This window comes from Paraburkholderia sp. BL9I2N2, assembly GCF_004339745.1.
Lineage (GTDB): Bacteria > Pseudomonadota > Gammaproteobacteria > Burkholderiales > Burkholderiaceae > Paraburkholderia.
Map to the genome: position 1 here is coordinate 2242617 of NZ_SMGP01000001.1, position 21356 is coordinate 2263972.

The window sequence follows — 21356 nt, forward strand, 5'->3', positions numbered from 1 at the left end:
GTTGAGCGGCCCACGGGCCGCGGTAGGTCATTTCAGCAAAAAGCCTTTGGCGAGCGGATCACGGTCATCGACAAAGATCGTGTTGTGTCCCGTCACCCGCGCCCACCCTTCGATGCTCGGAATAATCGCGTCGAGTTCACCGACCCTGGTCGCTTCTTCCGGCACACCAGTGAAGAGCGTGCCGATAATGCTCTCGTGAACAAAACGCTCGCCGATCTTGAGTTTGCCCTTGCCGACCAGTTGTGCCATACGGGCGGAAGTCCCGGTGCCGCAGGGTGACCGGTCGATCGCCTTGTCACCGTAGAACACCGCATTGCGTGCGCTTGCCCCTTCGACCGTGGGTTCGCCTGTCCACATCACGTGGCTTAGACCACGGATTTCCGCCTTGTCTGGGTGAACGAACAGGTACTTCTCGTTCGCTGCCTGGCGCAAGATCGGACTCAGACGCTGGATATCCGAAGGCTTGAGTGTATGGAGGCCACCAAAGTTTTGCTGCGGTTCGACGATCGCGTAGAAATTTCCGCCGTAGGCGACATCGAAGCGGATTTCGCCGAGCCCCTCGACTTCAACTGTCAGGTCCGTCGAGTGAAGGAATGACGGAACATTGATGAGTTGCACCGAGTCGACGTTGTCTCCGTCCATCTTGTAGCGCGCAACCACGAGACCGGCAGGCGTGTCCAGACGCAGCACACCCGGTTCACGCGGACGCACCAGACCGTGCTCGATGGCCGTTGTCACCGTCCCGATGGTGCCGTGGCCACACATGGGCAGACATCCGCTGACCTCGATAAACAGGATGGCGACGTCACAATCGGAACGGGTCGGCGGATAGAGGATACTGCCCGACATCACTTCATGGCCCCGAGGTTCGAACATGAGCGATGTCCGGATCCAGTCGAACTCGCGCTCAAAATGCGCGCGTCGCTCGATCATGTTCGCGCCTTCCAGCCGCGGTGCACCTCCTGCGACGACGCGGACCGGATTGCCGCACGTATGTCCGTCGATGCAAAAGAATGTCGATTTCATAGCCCTGCTCCATCCAGAATGACCTGCAAAAAGTGGCCCGGTCCAGGCCCGTGCGGATTACTTCGACAGGGCGCGCACGTCGGCGAGCGTCTTCTCCACGATTGCAACGACCCTCCGGCGTTCTTCGCCTTCGAGCTTCAGTCGCGGAGCCTTGACGGCTTCCGAGTAACCCGCCGTGATGTTCTCCGCCAGCTTGATGTACTGAACGAGTTTCACATGCGTATCCAGGTGGAACAGGTCGATCAGTACACGGTATAGCTTGCGGGCCGATTCATAGTCGCCGGCAATCGCCAGATTCAGTAGCTCGACCGATTCCTTCGGAACCGCGTTAGCCATGCCCGAGACCCAGCACTTCGCGCCCAGGGCAGCCGACTCGAGCACCAGATCGTCGACACCGCACACGACTGCCAGCCGATCGCCGAAGCGGCCGATCAGATCGGTGACGCGCGTCGTGTCATACGATTCTTCCTTGATGGCTTCGATCGTCGGCTCTTCCAGCAACTGTGCCACCAGGTCCGGCGTGAGGTCCACGCCGTAGCCACGCGGGTTGTTATAGAGCAGGATGGACAGCGTCGACGCTTGCGCGATCGTCTTATAGAAGGCGACGGTTTCACGCGGGTCGGACTTGTACGTCAGTCCCGGAAAAACCATCAGGCCTTGAACGCCCAGCGCTTGCGCTTCTTTCGCGTATTGGACCGCGTTTGCCGTATTGGTTTCGGCGAGACCGGCGATCACCGGCACGCGGCCGTTCACGACCTCAACCGCAAGCTTGATCACCGTGCGCTTCTCTTCCGGCGTGAGTTGGGCGTTCTCACCGACCATACCCATCATGACGACGCCACCGACGCCGTTCTCGATGAGGCGATTCAGACCCGCCTTGATGGCTTCGTGATCGAGGGAACCGTCGTCCTTCAGCTTCGTCGTGACAGCGGGGAATACACCTTTCCAGTTGACTTGCATGGCTACACCTTTTCAAAAAATGATAATCAGAGGCGGGATGTCCCGCGGGTCGATCGAGGTCGCGGGGGCCCCGTTAATTCCGGAAGCGGCTGATCGAGTACGGATCGAGGCCGATTCCAGGTGTTCGATTGGCAAGCAGGTCGGCAACCAGCGCACCTGTCGTTGCCGATTGTGTCAGCCCGAGATGACCGTGGCCGAACGCATAGATGACGGACGGCGAGCGTGGCGACCGGCCAATGACGGGCAACGAGTCGGGCGTGGCTGGACGGTGCCCCATCCATTTCACGGCGCCCTGGTCGTTGATGCCGGGCAGGAAGCGCTTGCCGAGCGCGAGCAGCGCGTCACTGCGCTTGTAGTTGGGTGGCGCCTTGAGGCCGGCGAACTCCGCCGCGCCGCCAATGCGCACACCGATATCCAGCGGGGTGGCGACAAACTTGCGTTCGGCGAAAATCACTTCGCGTGACAGGCTGATGCCATGCGCGGGAAGCGTCGTGTTGTAACCGCGTTCGCTGTCCAGCAGGACGCGGTCGCCGATCGATCCGGCCAGCGCGGCGGACCATGCACCCGTCGCCACGACGAGGCGGCGCCCCTTCACCCGTTCACCGGTCTCGGTGACCGCTGCCGGCGCAAGCTCGTCAGCGAGATCGAGTGCCTTGACGGTGCCGACGACAAACGTAGCGCCGAGTTGCTTCACGCGCTCACGCAGTTGCGTCACGAGACGCTTCGGGTCACCGATGTGCGACCAGTCGTCGAGAAATACGCCGTGGCGGAAAACCGGCGCGAGCGACGGCTCGCAATCGCGAACCTCGTCGGCCGACATGGCATGCCAGCGCACGCCCAGATCCCGCTTGAATTCCCATTCATGCTGATCCGCGGCGAAGGCTTCGTCGCTTTCGTAGACCGTCAAGGCGCCGCGGCGATAGAAACTGTCCATCGCACCGATGTCCTCGAACATCGGGACGATGTCGTCATAGACACGATTGTTCAGTTTGGCGAGAGCCAGCGAGATTTCGCGGAAACGGTCCTTGTTGCCCGAGCGCTGAAACTCCATGAACCAGGGCAACGCGCTCGGCACATGTTTCCAGTCGAGCGCCAGCGGCCCCAGCGGATCGAATAGCCACTTCAGCGCCTTCATGTACAACCCGTTCACTGAAATGGGCGTGCTCTCCGTCACGGCTATACCGCCCGCGTTTCCGTGCGACGTACGGTCGCCTTCGAAGTCGCGGTCGATGACGGTGACGCTCGCGCCGTCGCGCAGTGCGGACCACGCACAGGCGAGACCGACGATTCCGCTACCGATAACCACGACGTCGGGAGTCGTCCGGGAGTGTTGAGCTTGCTGAGTCATTTCCGTGAGTCGAGGTATTGCATGAGTGGACGGCAGACTCGCCGTCCGCCGTTGCTTCAGTTACTTGGATCCGAGTACCGTGATCGGCTTCCACTGTCCGTTTTCACACTTGTAGACGGTGATGATTGCGTCGCGCAGATCACCGAACTTGTCGTAGGCGAAGTGCTCACTCGTGACACCCTTCATGTCAGTCTTCGCGAGCACCGGCAGGTAGACGGCCGGGTCCGACGAATTGGCCTTCTGCATCGCCTGCATCATGGCCATCGCGCCGTCGTACGTGTACGGCGCATAGGTTGTCGGTTCAGTGCCGAACTTGCTCTTGTAGCGTTGCGTGAAGCCCGCGCCACCCGGCATCTTCTCCAGCGGCAGCCCCGCGAGCGAGACAATCGCACCGTCCGCAGCCGTCCCGGCGATCTTGATGAAATCTTCCGTCTTCGACATTTCACCCGAGGCAAACGTTGCCTTCATTGCCAGCGAGCGCGCCTGCTTGACCAGCGGTGCGGACTGCGCATCGGCGCCTGCGTAGTAGATGAAATCAGGATTCTTCGACTTGATGCCGGTCAGAATGGCCTTGAAGTCGACGGCCTTGTCGGACGTGAACTGATGATCGATGATGTTGCCGCCAGCCGCCTTCACTGCCGTCTCGAACTGCTCCGCAAGACCCTGACCGTATGCCGTGCGGTCATCGATGATCGCAATACGCTTCGCATGGAGTGTCTCGACGACGTACTTGCCCATCACACTGCCCTGCTGCGTATCCGACGTCATCATCCGGAACGTAGTCTTGAAGCCCTGGCGCGTATAGGCGGGCGCGGTTGCCGTCGAAATCTGCGGAATGCCTGCGCGTGAATAGATCGCCGAGGCGGGAATCGTCACGCCGGAGTTGAAGTGACCGAGCATGCCCTTGATGCCGTCATCGACAAGCTTCTGGGCGACGACCGTGCCCGTCTTCGGGTCCGCCTGGTCGTCGAGCGCCTCCAGCACGAACTTCGTTTCCTTGCCGTCGACCTTGGGCTTCGTGGCATTGAAGTCGTCAATGGCGAGCTGCACACCCGATTCAAAATCCTTGCCGTACTGCGCCTGCGCGCCTGTCATCGGAGCGGCCAGACCCAGCTTGACCGTTTGTGTTTCGGCGGCCTGGGCGGCTCCGAGGGACAGGACGAGGAATCCCGAAGCAGCAGCTGCAAAAGCGATCGTGCGAACTTTCATACCAGTCTCCTTACTACCCATAAAGCCGCGTTGGGTTCGCCGCAACATATTATATTGGATCCAATATACAAATATTCTGCGTATGATGCGCCCCTTCAGCGGGTCTGTCAAATGCGTCCGAAATATTGGCGGCGCGCGATGACGGCCGCCCCGCCCCAGGTCCTACACCTGTTCCATGAAGTCAGGATCCTCGAGGCCGCGCAGCCTGTGAACCTGATCTTCGAGCGGCGAAACCGCCAGTTGTGCGAACACCAGCGCCAGTCCGATATCAGCATGGTCATACAGCCCAGCTTCGCCAAGCAGATTCATTGTGCCCAGCGTGACGCCGTTCTTGCGCACGGGGATGTTCAGCACGCTCTCACACCCGATCGACCACAACATCTCGTACTCTGAAAACACCGCCTTGATATCCTCGCGCGATGAGCCGACAAAGATCTCACCGCGGCGAAGCACCTGGTCGGACCAGCGGCTTTGCGTCACTCGCTTGAGCCCACCTACCGGATTGATATCCAGGCGATTGCTATGCAGACGTCCCAGCCGGCTCGACGCCTCGTCATACGCCAGCACCGTGAAGAGTCGCTGTCCGAATACCTCCGTGAGGGAGCGCTCGAACTCGGACCATATGCTGTCGGCGTCGCCGCCTTGCTGTTGAATCGCGGCCAGACGCTCGATCGCCTGAAAATTGTGTGCGTGGTTTGTGTTCGTCATGAAAACTCCTTATTTCGCGGTTCGAAGCGCGGCGCTTTGCGCGTCGGGACGCATTGAGCCGTACTCCTCGTCGGAAATCTGTTCGAGCGTCTTCCCGGTCGTCGAGACGCCCAGGAAAATCACAGCGAGCGCGCCGATCAGCAGGATGACGGTGGTCATGCCGAACACGCCGGCAAAACCCCACAGCGGGTAGATGTAGCCCACCAGCATGGGTGAGCAGATCGCGCCGATGCGGCCGAACGCCGAAGCCGTGCCCATCCCCGTCGCACGCAGATGCGTCGGGAACACCTCAGGGGTATAGGCATATTCGCCCGCGTTGACGCCGTTCATCGCGAAGGACATGAAGATCGAAGCAAGCACGATCGATGTGTCGCTGCCCGCATTCGCCAACCAGATACCTGCGACGCAAGCCAGTCCCATGTACGTGACGATCGTGGCCTTGCGCCCCAGCTTTTCGCAAAAATATGCCGACGAGTAGTAGCCCGGAATCTGCGCGAGGTAGATCAGGATCGAGACGGAGAAGCTCTTCGTAATGGTCATGCCGTGCTGAACGAGCAAGCCGGGGATCCAGACGAAGAAGGCGTAAGAGCAGAACGTCACCGACAGCCATAGACACCAGCTCATCAACGTCGTTTTGGCGAGCGGCGGCTTCCACAGCAGCTTCAGGTTTCCGAAGAAGGAACCCGAGTGCTCATAGCTGGCGGCGGCACCCGCCACAGGCACGACGGGAGGCAGCGTCACACCCGTGCGTTCGATCTGCCGTTCGATATCGGACACGACGGCTTCGGCCTCGGCATGACGGCCGCGAATCTCCAGCCACCGCGGCGACTCGTGTAGCGAACGCCGCCACCACAGCAGCACGACGACAGGCACGGAAACGATCACCAGCGCGATACGCCAGCCTTCCGGGTTCAGCGGGATCACGAAGTAGCCGATCAGCGCCGCAGCCACGAAACCGAACGAGAAGAAGCCGGCCAGTGCGCCGGTGAAGGCGCCCCGATAGCGGTTGCTGACGAACTCCACCAGGAACGGCGCAATGATTGCGCCCTCGGCGCCCATGCCGATGCCGGCTATGGCTCGCAGCAGGGCGAACGTGTGCCAGTCGTTCACAAACGCGTTGGCGAACGTGAGCACGCAGAAGAAGGTCAGCGCCCACATCATGACGACACGGCGGCCAAATCGGTCGCCTAGCAGGCCGGCGAATAGCGCGCCGACGAGAAAGCCGACATAAGTGCTGCTACCGAGAAGCCCGGTTTCGAAACTCGTCAGATGCCATTTGGTACGAACAACGGGCAGGATAAACGCGATGATGGCTGCGTCAACGGCTTCGAACATGAAGCCCAAGCCGCCCATGATGAGCAGCTTGAAGTGGAAACGGCTGAACGGAAGGCGTTCGAGCCGGGCTGCAATCGGTGACATGTAGTTGCTCCCGCAATGAGGGATCGACCAGCCCGGAGTTCCGGACCGAAGTGCGATAACAATATCCTGTATCCAAAATCCAGAGTCAAGGCCGGGTAAACCTCCGCGTGTGCTTCCGTCGCCCGGAACGCGACCGTGAATCCGAATCTGGAGCCTTTAAAACGTATGGCGGATGCCCGCGCGGACGGCGACCTGGCTATTCGTGGACGACGGCGTCAGGAAGGACAATGCCGCGACGGCGGGCTTACCGGTCGAATCGATACCGGTCGCTCGCTCCCAGGAGGTCGTCGCATAGAGCAACGTCCGCCTCGACAGGCTGTACTGAGTGCCCACGTTGAGCTGCAAATATTTCGCCGATTCAGCCTTCGTATAGTCGTATGAGGCTCCCAGCAGAAGTGCCGGTGTGACGTTGTACGTTGCCAGCGCCTCGTAGTTATTGAAGGTCGCTGTGCCCGAAAACGGCGTCGACGACGTCCGCACCACGTCTTCAAAGCGGGTATTCGTATAGGTGAACCCCAGCAGCGCCGCGCCGATGCGGTAGTTGACGCCAGCGCCCGCAACCTGCAGGGTCTGGGCCGACGTGTACCCGCTGTAAGTCGGATTGGTGATCGGGTTCACAAACGTGCCGCCTGCCACGGGGTTTGCCGTCGCGTCGTAGATGGACGTCGCGGGGTTATTGATTCGCGAAAATACCGCGCTGGCGCTGAGTGCGTTGTTCGCGTAGCTGAGGCTGATCGCCTCCTTTTTACCGTTGGAGAAGTCTCCTGCCACGCCGCCCAGGCTGAAAAGCCCCGACAGTTTGAAACCGCCGTAGGTAGGCGAGATGTACTTGATCGAATTGCTCAGCGAGTAGTTGCCCCAGACGTTATCGACGTCTGCTGCGTGCGTAGCGAGAATTCCATTGAACCGGCCAGAAGCTGAAAGACCGATCAGCGAATCGAGCACCAGATCGTACTGGCGCCCCATCAGCACGGTACCGAAGGGCGAGCCGAGGCCGACGTAGGCCTGACGGCCAAACAGACGCCCACCGTTATTCAGCTTTCCGGTATTGATATCGACGCCGCTTTCCAGACGGGCCACCGTACTGTATCCGCCGCCGAGATCCTCGTTGATCAGAAACCCCCATTTTGTGCTGCCTAATGCACCGTTGGAGGCCTGGACGTTGTAGTGGCCGCCCTGGTTGTTTGTATACGTGATCCCATCGTCCAGCGTGCCGTACAACGTGACGGAACTCTGCGCGTGACACACGACCGCGGTGGACATGATCGCAGCTGCCATACCTGCCTTCTTCATCTCGCCCCTCTTTAATAAGTGGTACTACTGATAGCAAATGGAATGTCCTGCGAGGTCTCTGTGTATGGCGCCGCCCGCGCGGCTTGGGTGACAGCCGGACGGGAACCGATTGCCCCGTCATCTTCACAGGACGACGCTTGCGGTCTCCACACAGAAAGACCCTCGCAACGAACTACAATATCCTGGATCCAATATAATCGGTCAAGCGGTTCCCGCAGCGTTTCAGTGGATGTTGTGAGGCTCGGGCGTGCGCCTATGGCGAGAACTGCCCAAATATGCTGGATGCGATCACAAGCCCGACGTTGATGGCGGATCGACAGCTTGAGCGCGCGACGGACGTAAAAAAGGCCACGTACCTTTTGGGAACGTGGCCTTATTTCTTTGGTGCGTGAGGCCGGACTCGAACCGGCACGAGATTGCTCCCGTCAGGACCTAAACCTGGTGCGTCTACCAATTTCGCCACTCACGCGAATTTTTTTACCTGGCAGGCAGGACCGCTACGATATCGCGAGCGATACAAACCTGGGCGAGACATCGAACTTCTGCGATACCAGCAACAGCCCTTATTCTACGCGGGTTCCCGCGACTTCAGCCCTGCCGCCGCCCGGTGCAGCGTCAGGACCTGAACCTGGTGCGTCCACCCATTTCGCTACCCGCGCAGGCGGACATGGCACGATGCGCCTGCCCGTTGTCCCGCATGCCGTCAGCCGCGTCAGAAACACGCGCCCGAAAGCGTAAGCGCGAGATTCTAACCGATTGATTCGCACTTGTCTGCATTTGCCTGGCATCTGTCCGGGCGGCGCCGATGCTACAATTTTTGGCTTGATGCACGCACGGCGTGCCCCTTCTTCGCCTGCCCTTCCCCACATTCCAATCCAGTGAATTTCGACGAATATTGCCAGCAGAAAGCGGCGCCGCCCGGATCGAGCACTTACTATGCGCTTCGGCAGGCGCCCGCAGCCACCCAGCCGCTGTTGACCGCGCTGTGCGCGCTGCGCCGTGAGTTCGAGGAAACGGTCAAGGAGACCAACGATCCGGCCATCGGCCGCACGAAACTCGCGTGGTGGCAAAACGAGCTCGCCGCACTGGCTTCGGGCTCGCCGTCGCATCCGGTGTCCGAGGCGCTGGCAGCCTATCTGCCCGATGTGAAAGCCGAGTACCCGGCGCTGCAGGCGTTGCTCGCCGGCTTCGAGATGGACCTCGACCAGGCGCGTTATCTCGACTACCCGAATCTGCGGCGCTACGTGCAAGGCGTGGGCGGCACCTTCGCGTCGTTGATCGCGCGCGCGACGGCGAAAGATCCCGCGCAGGCGTCGAACTGGTCCGCACCGCTTGGCGAGGCGCTGCTGCTCGGGCAGATCGTCGTCGAAACGGGCAATGACGCGCGCCACGGCCGCATCTATATTCCCATCGACGAAATGCAGCGCTTCAATGTGACTGCCGCGGACCTGATCAATCGAAAATATAGCGACGCGTTCACCGAGTTGATGCGCTTCGAGACCAAGCGCGCCCGCGATGCGTTGCAGGCCGCGCTCGGCGCCGTGCCCGCCAGCGAGCGCCGCTCGCAGCGCACGCTCGTTGCGCAGGCGGCATTGGCGCTGGCCTTGCTGGATGAAATCGAACGCGACGGCTATCACGTTCTGCATCAGCGCATCGCGTTGACGCCGATCCGCAAGCTTTGGATCGCGTGGCGCGCGAGGTGATCGACCGGCGCGGCTGCATCACGCCAGTTGCGCTCAGCACGTTGTCAGACGCGTAGCAACGGCAGCGGCTCGAAGCGCTGCTGCAGAATCGTCGACGCGTCGAGTCCCCACCACGGCCCGAGCACGGTGGCGTAAAGTTGCCGGAAATCGACGCCGACCGGCAAGTTGCCATTGCCGTCGAGCCGCGCCAGCACCGGCGGCACGCCATATAAGCCGCCGCGCACGCGTCCACCCATGACGAAATGCGGCGCCACGGTGCCGTGATCGGTGCCGTTGCTCTGATTCTCACGCGGACGCCGGCCGAACTCGGCATAGGTCATCACCAGCGTATCGTCCCAGCGGCCGAGTTCGACGAGCGCCGACTTCATCGACATCAATCCTTCCGCGAGCTGCTTGAGCAACGCCGCCTGCTGACCTGGCTGATTCTGATGCGTGTCGAAGCCGTTCAGCGTGAGGCGGATCACCGCGACGCCCTGGCCACGCTTCGGCTGTTCTTGTGGCGCGTTTCCCGAAGAAACTTTCTTCGGCGCTTCACCCGCCGCCACTACCTGCATCGCCGTTTTGATCGAGCTGCCGAACGCGCCGCCGGGAAACACGGTTTTCAACTGAGCCTGTCCTTGCGCGGGACGCAGCCGGTCGGCAGCTTTCACAATGTCGTTCTCGACGTCGAGAATATGCGCCAGCTCGGGATTGCGCTCACGCACCGATACCGGCTTCGCGAGCCGCGAAGCCTTGACGAACTGCGCCGGATTGACCAGCGCGATCGCACGCGCGCCGTTCGCGAGCGGCCCCATCTCGGCGCTGCCGATCACCACGCCGTCGGCGGCAAAACCGGCGGGCACCGGCGTCTGCGCAAACGCGCGCGTCAACCATCCCTCGCGCAAGTATTGGTCGGAACGTGACGCGGTGTCCCAGATCTCGATCGAGCGGAAATGTGACAGGTTCGGTTGCGCATAGCTCACGCCCTGCACGATCGCCAGTTGCTGGCCGCGCCACAGCGGCATCAGCAGTTGCAAGGACGGATGCAGCGCGGTGCGCTCGTCGAGTTGAATCGCCTGCTCGCGTTTGATGCCGATGTTCTTGCGCAACTGGTAGTAGGCGGGATCGGCAAAGGGAATCACGGTATTCAAACCGTCGTTGCCACCCTTCAGTTCGACGAGAATCAACAGGTTGTCGTAGCCGCGTGCCGGAGACGCGCCCGGCGCCGCCATCTGCGCGCCGAACGCGCGGGGCAGCCAGAGCGTTGCGCTGGCGGCCGCGCTCATCGAGAGAAAGCTGCGTCGTTTCATGCTGCACCTCGTTCGATTGTCGCGGCGCGAATCGTGTCGCCGTCGACAGACACATTCTTTTTAGCGGCCTGGCGCGTGCTTATTTCAGCGGCTCACCTCACTTCAGTTGATACGCCGGGTCCATCAGCAATGCCTCCAGATACGCACTCGCGGTCGAACCGGTTTCGATCGCATCCACCGGCGTGAGCGGCAAGACCGCATGCTGCAACTGCAACTCGGCCGACACGCCCGGCCTGGCCGTCGGCGCGGTGTTGTAGTGCGCGAGCCACGTCTCGATGTCGAAGCGTACGCCACCTTTGCCACCTTGAGCGGCCCGCGCCATCGTGCGTTGCGGCGTTGGCGCCGTCTGCATGTCCGGCATCGCGCCGCTTGCCGCGAACTCTGCGTTCATCGGATTGGTCATGCGCCGCGGACCGGCGGCCTCGGTCGCGCGAAACAGCTGCTCGACGAATTGCTTGCGGGCGAGCAGCGTGGAACTGTTGATCCATGTCGTGCCGCCCGGCCATCCTTTGACGTTCGGCGGATAGAACAGGTTCTCGCCGAGCGCGCGGATTTGCGAGGCGAACGGCGCGGTGTTGTCGTAGCCGATGTCGAACGCCCGGAGCGTGCCGACCACGAACTCCGCCGGCGACTTCACGAGGACGCCGCGATTGTCGTCGTCCCAGAACGCGTCGCTCAGGAAGACACCGCGCAATGCGATCTTGATATCGTAGTGGCTCGCGCGAAACCGCGCCGCGATCGGTTCGATGCGCGACGGGTCCGGCGTATCCGAGACGAACTCTCGCCACAGTTTGGTGGTCACGAAAATCGCCGTTTCCGGCCGTGCGAGCAGAATATCGAGCACCTGGTCGCCGTCGAACGGCCCCGTCTCGCCGAGCACGGTCTTCTCGCCGTCGTCGTGCTGGCTGGCGCGCCACACGTAGGCCTGCGTGTCCGGATCGAGACTCCAACCGGTGTACGCACGTGCAGCCTCCGACACGTCGCGCTGCGTGTAATGCCCTTCGCCGAGCGTGAACAGCTCCATCACTTCACGGGCAAAATTTTCGTTGGGCTTGCCCTTGCGATTGCTCGCGCCGTCGAGATATTGCAGCATCGCCGGATCTTTGGCGACGTCGTGCAACAGCTCGCCGAAGTGGCCGAGCGCGTCTCGCCGCAACAACATGTTCTGCAGCGCCATCTGCTGCGGATACGGCACCTTGTCCTGACCCGACGTGAAGTGGTTATGCCAGAAGAGCGTCATGCGCTCGGTGAGCGGCGACGGTGTGGTCAACATCTCGCGCACCCACCACGCGCGTAATAGTTCGTAACGCTGGCCACGCAGGCGCTGCGCTTCGCGACGTTGATCGTCGGTCCACGCCTTGCGCGTCTCGCGTATCGGAATCGGTTCGAGGACCCAGTCGGGCAACGGCGTGACCGCCTCGGTTCGAGTGCTCGCGAGTACCTTGTCGACCGCCTGCGCTCGCGTGAGTCCAACGTATGGCGCAAGCTCGGCGCTATCCGGCGCGAAGCCGACGCGCGTCAGGAAGAAGCGCGCATCGTCGGCATCGAGGATGCTCTGTTCGCGCTCTGAAGCTGCACGCTCATCGGCGGTCGCCACACGGTGCCTGAAGTGTTGACCATGGGTCGCGCCCGGCTGCACAGCGGCGGCCGGTCCGCCACATGCCACCACCGCCAACGCAATCGCCGATGCTGCGAACCGGCGGCCATGACTACCACGCGTGAGCAATTTCATCATCGGTCATCAAGATTGGCGCGACGTCATGGAACAGGCGTTGGCGCGTGCAGTGCGTGCATGGCGCGCTTCGCTCTGACGACTCAACGGCAGACTGAACGGGAAAGTTGACGGGGGAAGTGCGATGAATTCTTTCACGCGGGGAAGAAGCGTGAAACGCGTGCCGAGGGCTGGCACGATAATAGCTACCGTTTATAAAGTTCGCGGACAGCGTCTTCGATATGCTGCCGTAACAGACGCCGTTCGTCGGGCGTCATATGACCGTCACGACGACGTTGATCAAGATCAGGGGGAACTGCGGTGCGCAACATGACGTCTGAGGCGGGGTGGTCGGTGTTCGGGTTGTGGCGGCTGGGCTTGCCCTGCTTGGGCGCGTGCTCGCTCGCAGCTCTGTCGGCGGAAGGCTGGGCATGGGCGAGCGTTGGTCCTAGTGAGCCTGCAAGCGTACCGGCTACCGCCAGTGCAATCACGCTTAGGCGCACATTCGGCCAAACCCCTCCCTTCATGTTGTTCCCTTCGTGGCGCGGCAACCGGCTACCTCAAATGCGTATACGAACCCCGGTAACGAGCCGGGTGCGATAGTTTTAGTCGTGTGAAGTATCCACCGAACAGCCGCATTCAGTAAAGGAGTCTACCTGCCCCCGCTTTACGTCGTGCCACAGTGCGGGTAAATTTTGTAACTGACTGTAACCCGTTAAATGATGCAAACGCGCACCACTTTCTAATCGCGCTAAGATGCCGACCATGGAAACTAAAAACCCTTCGAAAATCCTCGTCGTCGACGACGATCCGCGCCTGCGCGATCTGCTGCGCCGCTACCTCGGTGAACAGGGCTTCAATGTCTATGTTGCCGAGAACGCGCCGTCCATGAACAAGCTCTGGGTGCGTGAGCGCTTCGACCTGCTGGTGCTCGATCTGATGCTGCCAGGCGAAGATGGTTTGTCGATCTGCCGGCGCCTGCGCGGCAGCAACGACCGCACGCCGATCATCATGCTGACGGCCAAGGGCGAAGACGTCGATCGGATCGTCGGCCTCGAAATGGGCGCCGACGACTATCTACCCAAGCCGTTCAACCCGCGCGAGCTGGTTGCGCGCATTCACGCGGTGCTGCGCCGCCAGTCGCCTTCGGAGTTGCCGGGCGCGCCGTCCGAAACCACCGAGGTGTTCGAGTTCGGCGAGTTCGCGTTGAATCTCGCCACCCGTACGCTCACCAAGGCGGGCCAGGAAATTCCGCTGACCACGGGCGAGTTCTCGGTACTCAAGGTGTTCGCGCGTCACCCGCGCCAGCCGCTGTCGCGTGAAAAGCTCATGGAGCTCGCACGCGGCCGTGAGTACGAAGTCTTCGACCGCAGTCTCGACGTGCAGATCTCGCGTCTGCGCAAGCTGATCGAACCCGATCCGGGCAGCCCGCGTTTCATTCAGACCGTCTGGGGTCTGGGCTACGTGTTCATCCCCGACGGTGCAGCCTGAGTTTGTTTTCATCTGCTGCTTTTGATTCTAAATAAGAAGGGCCCATGCGGATCGACCGGCGCCTCCTGACGCTCGCGTTCGGCGGCCTTTTCTGGCGGACCTTTCTGTTGATCGCGCTGTTGATCGCAGTCAGTCTCGCCGCGTGGTTCCAGAGCTTCCGGGTGATCGAACGCGAGCCGCGCGCGCAGCGCGTGGCGTTGCAGCTCGTCGCCATCGTCAAGCTCACGCGCACCGCACTCCTCTATTCCGATCCCGACCTGCGGCGCGCCTTGCTGCAGGATCTGGAAAGCAATGAAGGGGTGCGCGTGTACCCGCGCGAAACCACCGACAAGTACAAGTTGCAGCCCGACGAGTCGCTGAACCGGCTGATCGAACACGACATTCGCGGCCGTCTCGGCGACGACACCGTGATTGCCCAGAGCGTGAACGACATCCCCGGCGTCTGGATCAGCTTCAAGATCGACGACGATGACTACTGGGTCGCGCTCGACCGCGATCAGCTCGACAACGCCACCGGTTTGCAATGGGCCGGCTGGGGCGTGTTCGCGCTGGCGCTGTCGCTGTTCGGCGCGGCCTTCATTACGAGTCTCGTGAACCGTCCGTTCGCGCGCCTCGCCATGGCCGCGCGCAAGGTCGGCTCCGGGCAGTCGCCGGAGCCGCTGCCCGAGCGCGGCATGGGCGTCGCCGCGGAAACCAATCGCAGTTTCAACCAGATGGTGCAGGACCTCGAACAGCTCGAGGCCGACCGTGCGCTGATGCTCGCGGGCATCTCGCACGATCTGCGCACCCCGCTCGCGCGGCTGCGGCTCGAAACCGAAATGAGCCCGTCCGACCAGGCCACCAAAGATGCGATGGTCGACGACATCGAGCAGATGGACATGATCATCGGCCGGTTCCTCGATTACGCGCGCCCGGTGCAGCGCGTGCCGGAACCCGTGGACCTGTCCGTGATCGCGGGAGAACTGGCCGCGCGCATGCAGAGCGAAGACAGCATGCGCCTGATTACACGGCTCGCGCCGTCGGCGGTGATCGAAGCCGACGAAACCGACATGAGGCGGGTGGTCGGCAACCTGCTGGAAAACGCGCGCAAGTATGGTCTGAGCGACGGCGACGGCATTCCGCACGTGATTCTGGAAACGCGGGTGTCGCACTCGCGGGTCGAGCTGTCCGTGGTCGACGAAGGCCCCGGTATTCCGGAAGACCAGTTGGCGCTTGTCACGCGGCCGTTCTATCGTGTGAATTCGGCGCGCACTCAGGCGAACGGCACGGGCCTTGGCATGGCCATCGTCCAGCGCCTCGTGGGCCGTTACCGTGGCGCGCTGCGCTTGCGCAATCGCACGCCTGGACCGGGTCTGGAGGTCACCATCGAGTTTCCGCTCGCCAAGGGCATCTGATCGGAACGGGGCGTCATCCGTCCTTCGTGAGGATATGCCGCGTCGAATAATAACCACCCGGTTAGTTATTTATAGCTATCGGACAGATAATTCAATAGCACGACCGCGAATCACATGGAACGCGCTCGTTGCGGCGAGTTGATAGCCTGAAGCATGCTGTTTTCCGACACACGAAGGAGCACTTCCATGAGAACCGTTGGCGATAAACTCGAAGCGTTCACCGTCACTGCCGCGAAGCCGGGCTTCAACCATCATGAAGAGAACGGCATGTCGGCGTTCGAAGAGATCACGGAGCAGTCGTTCCCGGGCAAGTGGAAGATCATCTACTTCTACCCGAAGGATTTCTCGTTTGTGTGTCCGACGGAAATCGTCGAATTCGCCAAGTTGGCCAAAGATTTCGAAGAGCGCGACGCGGTGTTGATGGGCGGCAGCGTCGACAACGAATTCGTGAAACTGGCATGGCGCCGCGCGAACAAGGACCTGGACAGGCTGAACCACTACGCCTTCGGCGACGTGAAGGGCGAGCTGATCGACCAGCTGGGCGTGCGTGACCAGGAAGCCGGCGTCGCGTTGCGCGCCACCTTCATCGTCGATCCGGACAACACGATCCAGCACGTGTCGGTGAACAATTTGAACGTGGGCCGCAACCCGGAAGAAGTGCTGCGCATTCTGGACGGCCTGCAAACGGACGAGCAGTGTGCTTGCAACCGCGAAGTCGGCGGCGACACGCTCTAAGCGGTGCTGGTGAAAAGCCCGCCTGGGGCTTGAATGCGTGCACCGCGGCGAGGCTCCCGCCGCTGCGCTCGTTGTAAAACCAATCAGTTCTTGATCAGCAGAACCGCAGCCTGAGCTTCAATGCCCTCGCCTCGGCCGAGATAACCGAGCTTCTCATTGGTCTTGGCTTTGACGTTGACCCGCTCGATCGGCAAATCAAGATCCGCGGCGATATTGGCGCGCATGCCCTCGATATGCGGCGCCAGCTTCGGCGCCTGCGCCACCACGCTGCTATCCACGTTGGCGATGGAAAAACCCGCCGCCTTCACGCGCGCGAAACATTCACGCAGCAACACGCGGCTATCGGCGCCGGCGAATTTCGCGTCGGTATCGGAGAAATGCCGGCCGATATCGCCCATCGCGGCGGCGCCGAAAATGGCGTCGGTAATGGCGTGCAGCAGCACGTCCGCGTCCGAATGGCCGAGCAGGCCGCGCTCATAAGGAATCGTCACGCCGCCGATGATCAACGGACGTCCCGGCACCAGCGCATGCACGTCATACCCTTGCCCAATTCTGAAATCCATATGCGTCATGTCCTTGAATCCGCTCACTAAAATTGAAATCGCTGATCACGCAGCCGCCGGCCGGCTCAGAATCGCCTCGGCCAGATCGAAGTCTTCCGGATACGTCACCTTGAAGTTGCGCAAGCTGCCCTGCACCAGCTTCGGCGCATAGCCCAGCCACTCGATCGCGCTCGCTTCGTCCGTCAGGTCGTGACCGTCGGCCTGCGCGCGCAGGATCGCCTCGCGCAGCATGCCGATGCGGAACATCTGCGGCGTCTGCGCCTGCCACAAGCCGTCGCGCGCCTCGGTGCGGGCGATCCGGCCGTCGGACGAGCTAGCGTCGATCCGTTTCAGCGTGTCCGCCACGGGCAAGGCCATGATGCCGCCCACCGCGTCGTCCTTCAGCGCGCCGATCAGCGTGCGAATCAGCGCGGGCGTGATGCCCGGCCGCGCCGCGTCGTGCACGAGCACCCAGTCGTCGTCCCGCGCGCCGAACTCGGCGAGCGCATGCAGGCCGTTGAGCACCGACGCCTGGCGCGAGGCCCCGCCGCTGCGGCGCACGGCAAAACGCAAGCCGCCGAAGCGGCGGCCGTCGAAGTGCGCGTCGTCCGGGGCGATCACGACAAGGGTTTGCGCAAACTCGCTGCAGGTGTCGAATGCCGCCAGCGAGTAATGCAACATGTCGCGGCCGGCGACAGTGCGATATTGTTTGGGCATCGCGGCGCCGGAACGGCTGCCGGTGCCAGCGCACGGAATCAGGGCAAATAGACGGGAAGTCACGAGTGCGGATGCCGCGAAGTCAAAGTAAAGGACGGATTTTATAATAGGTCCTTCGCATCCACGCCCCGACACGCGTAAACTTGCCGGTCACGTGTGAGCCTGAGGCCGCTTTTTCTCATCTATGCCAGACATCGCCGCATCATCGCAGTACTCCCCGCCCGTCGCGCTCGTCAAGGCCGGCCAGCGTTTCGCCTTCGACGGCACGCACGGCTCGTCCGACGCGCTGCTGATCGCCCGCTACCATCTCGCGTATCGCGAGAAGGTGCCGCTGCTGGCGGTCGTGTGCGAAAGCGCCGTCGATGCGCAGCGTTTGGCACAAGAAATCGGCTTTTTCGCGCCCGAGGCGCGCGTGCGCCTGCTGCCGGACTGGGAAACGCTCCCTTACGATACCTTTTCACCGCATCAGGATCTGGTCTCGGAGCGCCTCGCCACGCTGCACGATCTCGGCGAAGGCCGCTGCGACATCCTGCTGGTGCCCGCCACCACGGCGCTGTACCGCATGCCGCCCGCCTCGTTCCTGGCCGCGTACACGTTCTCCTTCTCGCAAGGCGAGCGCCTCGACGAAGCCAAGCTCAAGGCGCAGTTGACCCTGGCCGGCTACGAACACGTAAGCCAGGTGGTGCGTCCGGGCGAATACTGCGTACGCGGCTCGCTGCTCGATCTCTATCCGATGGGCTCGCCCTTGCCCTACCGGATCGACCTGTTCGACGACCAGGTCGACTCGATCCGCGCGTTCGACCCGGACACGCAGCGCAGCCTGTACCCGGTGAAAGACGTGCGCCTCTTGCCGGGCCGCGAATTTCCCTTCGATGAAGCCGCCCGCACCGCTTTCCGCAGCCGCTGGCGCGAGACCTTCGAGGGCGACCCGAGCCGCGCGTCGATCTACAAGGACATCGGCAACAGCGTGCCGTCCGCGGGCATCGAATACTATCTGCCGCTCTTCTTCGACGACACGGCCACGCTGTTCCATTACCTGCCCGAAGGCGCGCAACTGGCGTTCGTCGGCGATCTCGAGGCGGCGATCCGGCGCTTCACCAACGACACGAAGCAGCGCTACAACTTCCTCTCGCACGACCGCGACCGGCCGATTCTGGAGCCGCAGCGCCTGTTCCTGTCCGACGAAGACTTCTTCACGCTCGCCAAACCCTTCGCGCGGCTCTCGCTGCCCGCCAACGCCGGCGGCGGCTGGTCGACGCCGTTGCCGAATCTCGCGATCGACCGTCATGCGGAAGATCCGGTCGCAGCCTTGCGCGCGTATCTCGACACCACGCCGAATCGCGTGCTGTTCGCCACCGAATCGGCGGGCCGGCGCGAAACGCTGTTGCAGTTGCTCGCCGACAATCATCTGCGACCGGTATCGAGCGACAGCTTCCAGGACTGGCTCACGAGCGACGAGCGCTTTTCATTGGGCGTCTCGCCGCTCGCCAACGGTTTTGCCGTGCCGGTCGACGGCATCGCGATCATCACCGAAACCGAGCTGTATGGTCCGCTCGCGCGTCGCTCGGGGCGCCGCCGTCAGGAACAGGCGAGCAACGTCGATTCGATGGTGCGCGATCTGTCCGAGCTCAAAGTGGGCGATCCGGTCGTGCATTCGCAGCACGGCATCGGCCGCTATATGGGACTCGTGACCATGGATCTCGGCGAAGGCGAGACCGAGTTCCTGCACCTCGAATACGCGGGCGACAGCAAGCTCTACGTGCCGGTCGCGCAGCTGCACGTGATCTCGCGCTATAGCGGCGCCGATCCGGAAAGCGCGCCGCTGCACTCGCTCGGCTCCGGCCAGTGGGAAAAAGCCAAACGCAAGGCCGCGCAACAGATCCGCGACACCGCCGCAGAACTGCTGAATCTCTACGCGCGCCGCGCCGCCCGTTCGGGCCATGCGTTCGCGCTCGAACCGAAAGACTACGTGAAGTTCGCGGAGAGTTTCGGCTTCGAGGAAACGCCCGACCAGGCCGCCGCGATCGCGGCCGTGATCGGCGACATGACGAGCGGCAAACCCATGGATCGCCTCGTGTGCGGCGACGTCGGCTTCGGCAAGACCGAAGTGGCACTGCGTGCGGCGTTCATCGCGGTAATGGGCGGCAAGCAGGTTGCGCTGCTCTCGCCCACCACGCTGCTCGCCGAACAGCACACACAAACCTTCAGCGACCGCTTCTCCGACTGGCCGGTGCGGATCGCCGAACTGTCGCGTTTCAAGTCGACCAAGGAAGTCAGCGCGGCGATCCAGCAGATCAACGACGGCAGTGTCGATATCGTGATCGGCACGCACAAGCTGCTCTCGTCCGACGTGCAGTTCAAGCGGCTGGGACTCGTGATCATCGACGAGGAACACCGTTTCGGCGTGCGTCAGAAAGAGGCTTTGAAGGCCTTGCGCGCCGAAGTGGACGTGCTCACGCTCACCGCCACGCCGATCCCGCGTACGCTCGGCATGGCGCTCGAAGGCCTGCGCGATTTCTCCGTGATCGCCACCGCGCCGCAAAAGCGCCTCGCGATCAAAACCTTCGTGCGGCGCGAGGAAGACAGCGTGATTCGCGAAGCCATGCTGCGCGAGTTAAAGCGTGGCGGCCAGGTCTACTTCCTGCACAACGAAGTCGAGACGATCGAAAATCGCCGGCAGATGCTCGAAGCGTTGGTGCCGGAAGCGCGTATCGCGGTCGCGCATGGACAGATGCATGAACGTGAACTCGAACGCGTGATGCGCGACTTCGTTGCGCAGCGCGCCAACGTGTTGCTGTGCACGACGATTATCGAAACCGGTATCGACGTGCCGAGCGCCAATACGATCCTGATTCATCGCTCCGACAAGTTCGGTCTCGCGCAATTGCATCAGTTGCGTGGCCGTGTGGGCCGTTCGCATCACCAGGCGTATTCGTATCTGCTGGTCCACGATCCGCAAGGGCTGACCAAACAGGCGCAACGTCGCCTCGAAGCGATCCAGCAGATGGAGGAACTCGGTTCGGGCTTCTATCTGGCCATGCACGACCTCGAGATTCGCGGCACGGGCGAAGTGCTCGGCGACAAACAGTCGGGCGAGATTCACGAGATCGGCTTCCAGCTCTACACCGACATGCTGAACGACGCCGTGAAGGCGCTCAAGGAAGGCAAGGAGCCCGACCTCACCGCACCGCTCGCCGCGACCACCGAGATCAACCTGCACGCGCCGGCGATTCTCCCGGCGGACTATTGCGGCGATGTGCAGGAGCGTCTGTCGCTCTACAAGCGGCTGGCTAATTGCGAACACAACGATTCGATCGACGGCATTCAGGAAGAATTGATCGACCGCTTCGGCAAGTTGCCGCCGCAAGCGCATGCGCTGGTGGAGACGCATCGTCTGCGGCTGGCGGCGAAGCCGCTGGGTATTTCGAAGATCGACGCCGGCGAAGCGGTGATCGGTTTGCAGTTCATCCCCAATCCGCCGATCGACGCGATGCGGATCATCGAGATGGTGCAGAAGCACAAGCACATCAAGCTCGCGGGCCAGGACAAGCTGCGTATCGAAACGCGCAGCCCGGATCTCGCGGTGCGTGTCGCCACGGTCAAGGAAACCTTGCGCGCGCTCGGCACGCCGAGCCGCGGCACCGCGGCCAGCGTTGCTGCGCGATGAGTTCGTCGATCGCGCCGCGCTAATGCGGCGTTGGCGCGGCGTTAAAAAAAACGCGGGACGTCTAGCGTTTTTTCGTTCATGCTGCGGTGCGCAAACGCGCGCCGCAGCATACGGACGGCTTTTTTTTGGGTATGATCGAAAGAC

General features: G+C 62.2%; 17 protein-coding genes and 1 tRNA gene. 5 read left to right on the forward strand and 13 right to left on the reverse strand.

Going from position 1 to position 21356, the window contains the following annotated elements; translation table 11 throughout:
- Positions 1–27: 27 nt before the first annotated feature.
- The 8 genes from B0G74_RS10415 to B0G74_RS10450 all read right to left on the reverse strand — a co-directional run bounded on the left by B0G74_RS10415 (position 28) and on the right by B0G74_RS10450 (position 8432).
- Positions 28–1026 (reverse strand): 4-hydroxyproline epimerase, encoded by a 999-nt coding sequence (locus B0G74_RS10415; protein WP_132374722.1) that lies wholly within the window; start codon positions 1024–1026, stop codon positions 28–30.
- A 57-nt stretch (positions 1027–1083) separates the two neighbouring features.
- The gene (locus B0G74_RS10420) at positions 1084–1986 is read right to left on the reverse strand and encodes a dihydrodipicolinate synthase family protein (RefSeq protein WP_132374723.1); all 903 of its coding nucleotides are present in this window, start codon (positions 1984–1986) and stop codon (positions 1084–1086) included.
- A gap of 73 nt (positions 1987–2059) precedes the next feature.
- A complete protein-coding gene (locus B0G74_RS10425) occupies positions 2060–3334 on the reverse strand; it encodes an FAD-binding oxidoreductase (protein WP_132374724.1) in 1275 nt (424 codons plus the stop codon).
- A 60-nt stretch (positions 3335–3394) separates the two neighbouring features.
- On the reverse strand, positions 3395–4543 hold the full coding sequence (locus tag B0G74_RS10430) for a branched-chain amino acid ABC transporter substrate-binding protein (protein WP_132374725.1): 1149 nt from the start codon (positions 4541–4543) through the stop codon (positions 3395–3397).
- 162 nt (positions 4544–4705) lie between these two features.
- Complete coding sequence (locus B0G74_RS10435; RefSeq protein WP_132374726.1) at positions 4706–5251, reverse strand: GAF domain-containing protein; 546 nt, start codon at positions 5249–5251, stop codon at positions 4706–4708.
- Positions 5252–5260: 9 nt separating this feature from the next.
- Entirely contained in the window at positions 5261–6670 is a 1410-nt protein-coding gene (locus tag B0G74_RS10440; RefSeq protein ID WP_132374727.1) for an MFS transporter, read from the reverse strand.
- 156 nt (positions 6671–6826) lie between these two features.
- The gene (locus B0G74_RS10445; protein ID WP_132374728.1) at positions 6827–7963 is read right to left on the reverse strand and encodes a porin; all 1137 of its coding nucleotides are present in this window, start codon (positions 7961–7963) and stop codon (positions 6827–6829) included.
- A gap of 382 nt (positions 7964–8345) precedes the next feature.
- A tRNA-Leu gene (locus B0G74_RS10450) sits at positions 8346–8432 on the reverse strand.
- Between the two features lie 409 nt (positions 8433–8841).
- Here B0G74_RS10450 and B0G74_RS10455 point away from each other — a divergent pair.
- Positions 8842–9666 carry a squalene/phytoene synthase family protein gene (locus B0G74_RS10455; RefSeq protein WP_132374729.1) on the forward strand — a complete coding sequence of 275 codons (825 nt, stop codon included), beginning with the start codon at positions 8842–8844 and terminating at the stop codon, positions 9664–9666.
- 44 nt (positions 9667–9710) lie between these two features.
- Here the strand turns inward: B0G74_RS10455 and B0G74_RS10460 are convergent, their stop codons facing one another.
- The 3 genes from B0G74_RS10460 to B0G74_RS46545 form a co-directional block, all read right to left on the reverse strand.
- Positions 9711–10955 (reverse strand): DUF1501 domain-containing protein, encoded by a 1245-nt coding sequence (locus B0G74_RS10460; protein ID WP_132374730.1) that lies wholly within the window; start codon positions 10953–10955, stop codon positions 9711–9713.
- Positions 10956–11052: 97 nt separating this feature from the next.
- A complete protein-coding gene (locus B0G74_RS10465) occupies positions 11053–12690 on the reverse strand; it encodes a DUF1800 domain-containing protein (RefSeq protein ID WP_132374731.1) in 1638 nt (545 codons plus the stop codon).
- A 182-nt stretch (positions 12691–12872) separates the two neighbouring features.
- Entirely contained in the window at positions 12873–13193 is a 321-nt protein-coding gene (locus B0G74_RS46545; RefSeq protein ID WP_132374732.1) for a hypothetical protein, read from the reverse strand.
- 238 nt (positions 13194–13431) lie between these two features.
- Here B0G74_RS46545 and ompR point away from each other — a divergent pair, with 238 nt between their 5' ends.
- From ompR to B0G74_RS10485, 3 genes are all read left to right on the forward strand, one after another.
- Positions 13432–14157: a two-component system response regulator OmpR gene (gene ompR / locus B0G74_RS10475; protein ID WP_033379433.1), complete on the forward strand. Its 726-nt coding sequence runs from the start codon at positions 13432–13434 to the stop codon at positions 14155–14157.
- A 44-nt stretch (positions 14158–14201) separates the two neighbouring features.
- Positions 14202–15551: an ATP-binding protein gene (locus tag B0G74_RS10480; RefSeq protein WP_095419485.1), complete on the forward strand. Its 1350-nt coding sequence runs from the start codon at positions 14202–14204 to the stop codon at positions 15549–15551.
- 186 nt (positions 15552–15737) lie between these two features.
- Positions 15738–16286, forward strand: coding sequence for a peroxiredoxin (locus B0G74_RS10485; protein ID WP_132374733.1), 549 nt, complete (start codon positions 15738–15740; stop codon positions 16284–16286).
- An 83-nt stretch (positions 16287–16369) separates the two neighbouring features.
- Here the strand turns inward: B0G74_RS10485 and ispF are convergent, their stop codons facing one another.
- Together ispF and ispD are read right to left on the reverse strand one after the other, a co-directional pair.
- Positions 16370–16849, reverse strand: coding sequence for a 2-C-methyl-D-erythritol 2,4-cyclodiphosphate synthase (gene ispF, locus B0G74_RS10490; protein WP_132374734.1), 480 nt, complete (start codon positions 16847–16849; stop codon positions 16370–16372).
- Between the two features lie 45 nt (positions 16850–16894).
- Positions 16895–17608, reverse strand: coding sequence for a 2-C-methyl-D-erythritol 4-phosphate cytidylyltransferase (gene ispD, locus B0G74_RS10495; protein ID WP_132374735.1), 714 nt, complete (start codon positions 17606–17608; stop codon positions 16895–16897).
- Between the two features lie 121 nt (positions 17609–17729).
- Between ispD and mfd the strand changes: the two genes are divergently transcribed.
- Complete coding sequence (mfd, locus tag B0G74_RS10500; RefSeq protein ID WP_132374736.1) at positions 17730–21212, forward strand: transcription-repair coupling factor; 3483 nt, start codon at positions 17730–17732, stop codon at positions 21210–21212.
- Positions 21213–21356: the final 144 nt, after the last annotated feature.

Bases quoted from the DNA above. Each gene is read 5' to 3' on its own strand.
- B0G74_RS10415 (WP_132374722.1), bottom strand. From the start codon at position 1,026: ATGAAATCGACATTCTTTTGCATCGACGGACATACGTGCGGCAATCCG.
- B0G74_RS10420 (WP_132374723.1), bottom strand. From the start codon at position 1,986: ATGCAAGTCAACTGGAAAGGTGTATTCCCCGCTGTCACGACGAAGCTG.
- B0G74_RS10425 (WP_132374724.1), bottom strand. From the start codon at position 3,334: ATGACTCAGCAAGCTCAACACTCCCGGACGACTCCCGACGTCGTGGTT.
- B0G74_RS10430 (WP_132374725.1), bottom strand. From the start codon at position 4,543: ATGAAAGTTCGCACGATCGCTTTTGCAGCTGCTGCTTCGGGATTCCTC.
- B0G74_RS10435 (WP_132374726.1), bottom strand. From the start codon at position 5,251: ATGACGAACACAAACCACGCACACAATTTTCAGGCGATCGAGCGTCTG.
- B0G74_RS10440 (WP_132374727.1), bottom strand. From the start codon at position 6,670: ATGTCACCGATTGCAGCCCGGCTCGAACGCCTTCCGTTCAGCCGTTTC.
- B0G74_RS10445 (WP_132374728.1), bottom strand. From the start codon at position 7,963: ATGAAGAAGGCAGGTATGGCAGCTGCGATCATGTCCACCGCGGTCGTG.
- B0G74_RS10460 (WP_132374730.1), bottom strand. From the start codon at position 10,955: ATGAAACGACGCAGCTTTCTCTCGATGAGCGCGGCCGCCAGCGCAACG.
- B0G74_RS10465 (WP_132374731.1), bottom strand. From the start codon at position 12,690: ATGATGAAATTGCTCACGCGTGGTAGTCATGGCCGCCGGTTCGCAGCA.
- B0G74_RS46545 (WP_132374732.1), bottom strand. From the start codon at position 13,193: ATGAAGGGAGGGGTTTGGCCGAATGTGCGCCTAAGCGTGATTGCACTG.
- ompR (WP_033379433.1), top strand. From the start codon at position 13,432: ATGGAAACTAAAAACCCTTCGAAAATCCTCGTCGTCGACGACGATCCG.
- B0G74_RS10480 (WP_095419485.1), top strand. From the start codon at position 14,202: ATGCGGATCGACCGGCGCCTCCTGACGCTCGCGTTCGGCGGCCTTTTC.
- B0G74_RS10485 (WP_132374733.1), top strand. From the start codon at position 15,738: ATGAGAACCGTTGGCGATAAACTCGAAGCGTTCACCGTCACTGCCGCG.
- ispF (WP_132374734.1), bottom strand. From the start codon at position 16,849: ATGGATTTCAGAATTGGGCAAGGGTATGACGTGCATGCGCTGGTGCCG.
- mfd (WP_132374736.1), top strand. From the start codon at position 17,730: ATGCCAGACATCGCCGCATCATCGCAGTACTCCCCGCCCGTCGCGCTC.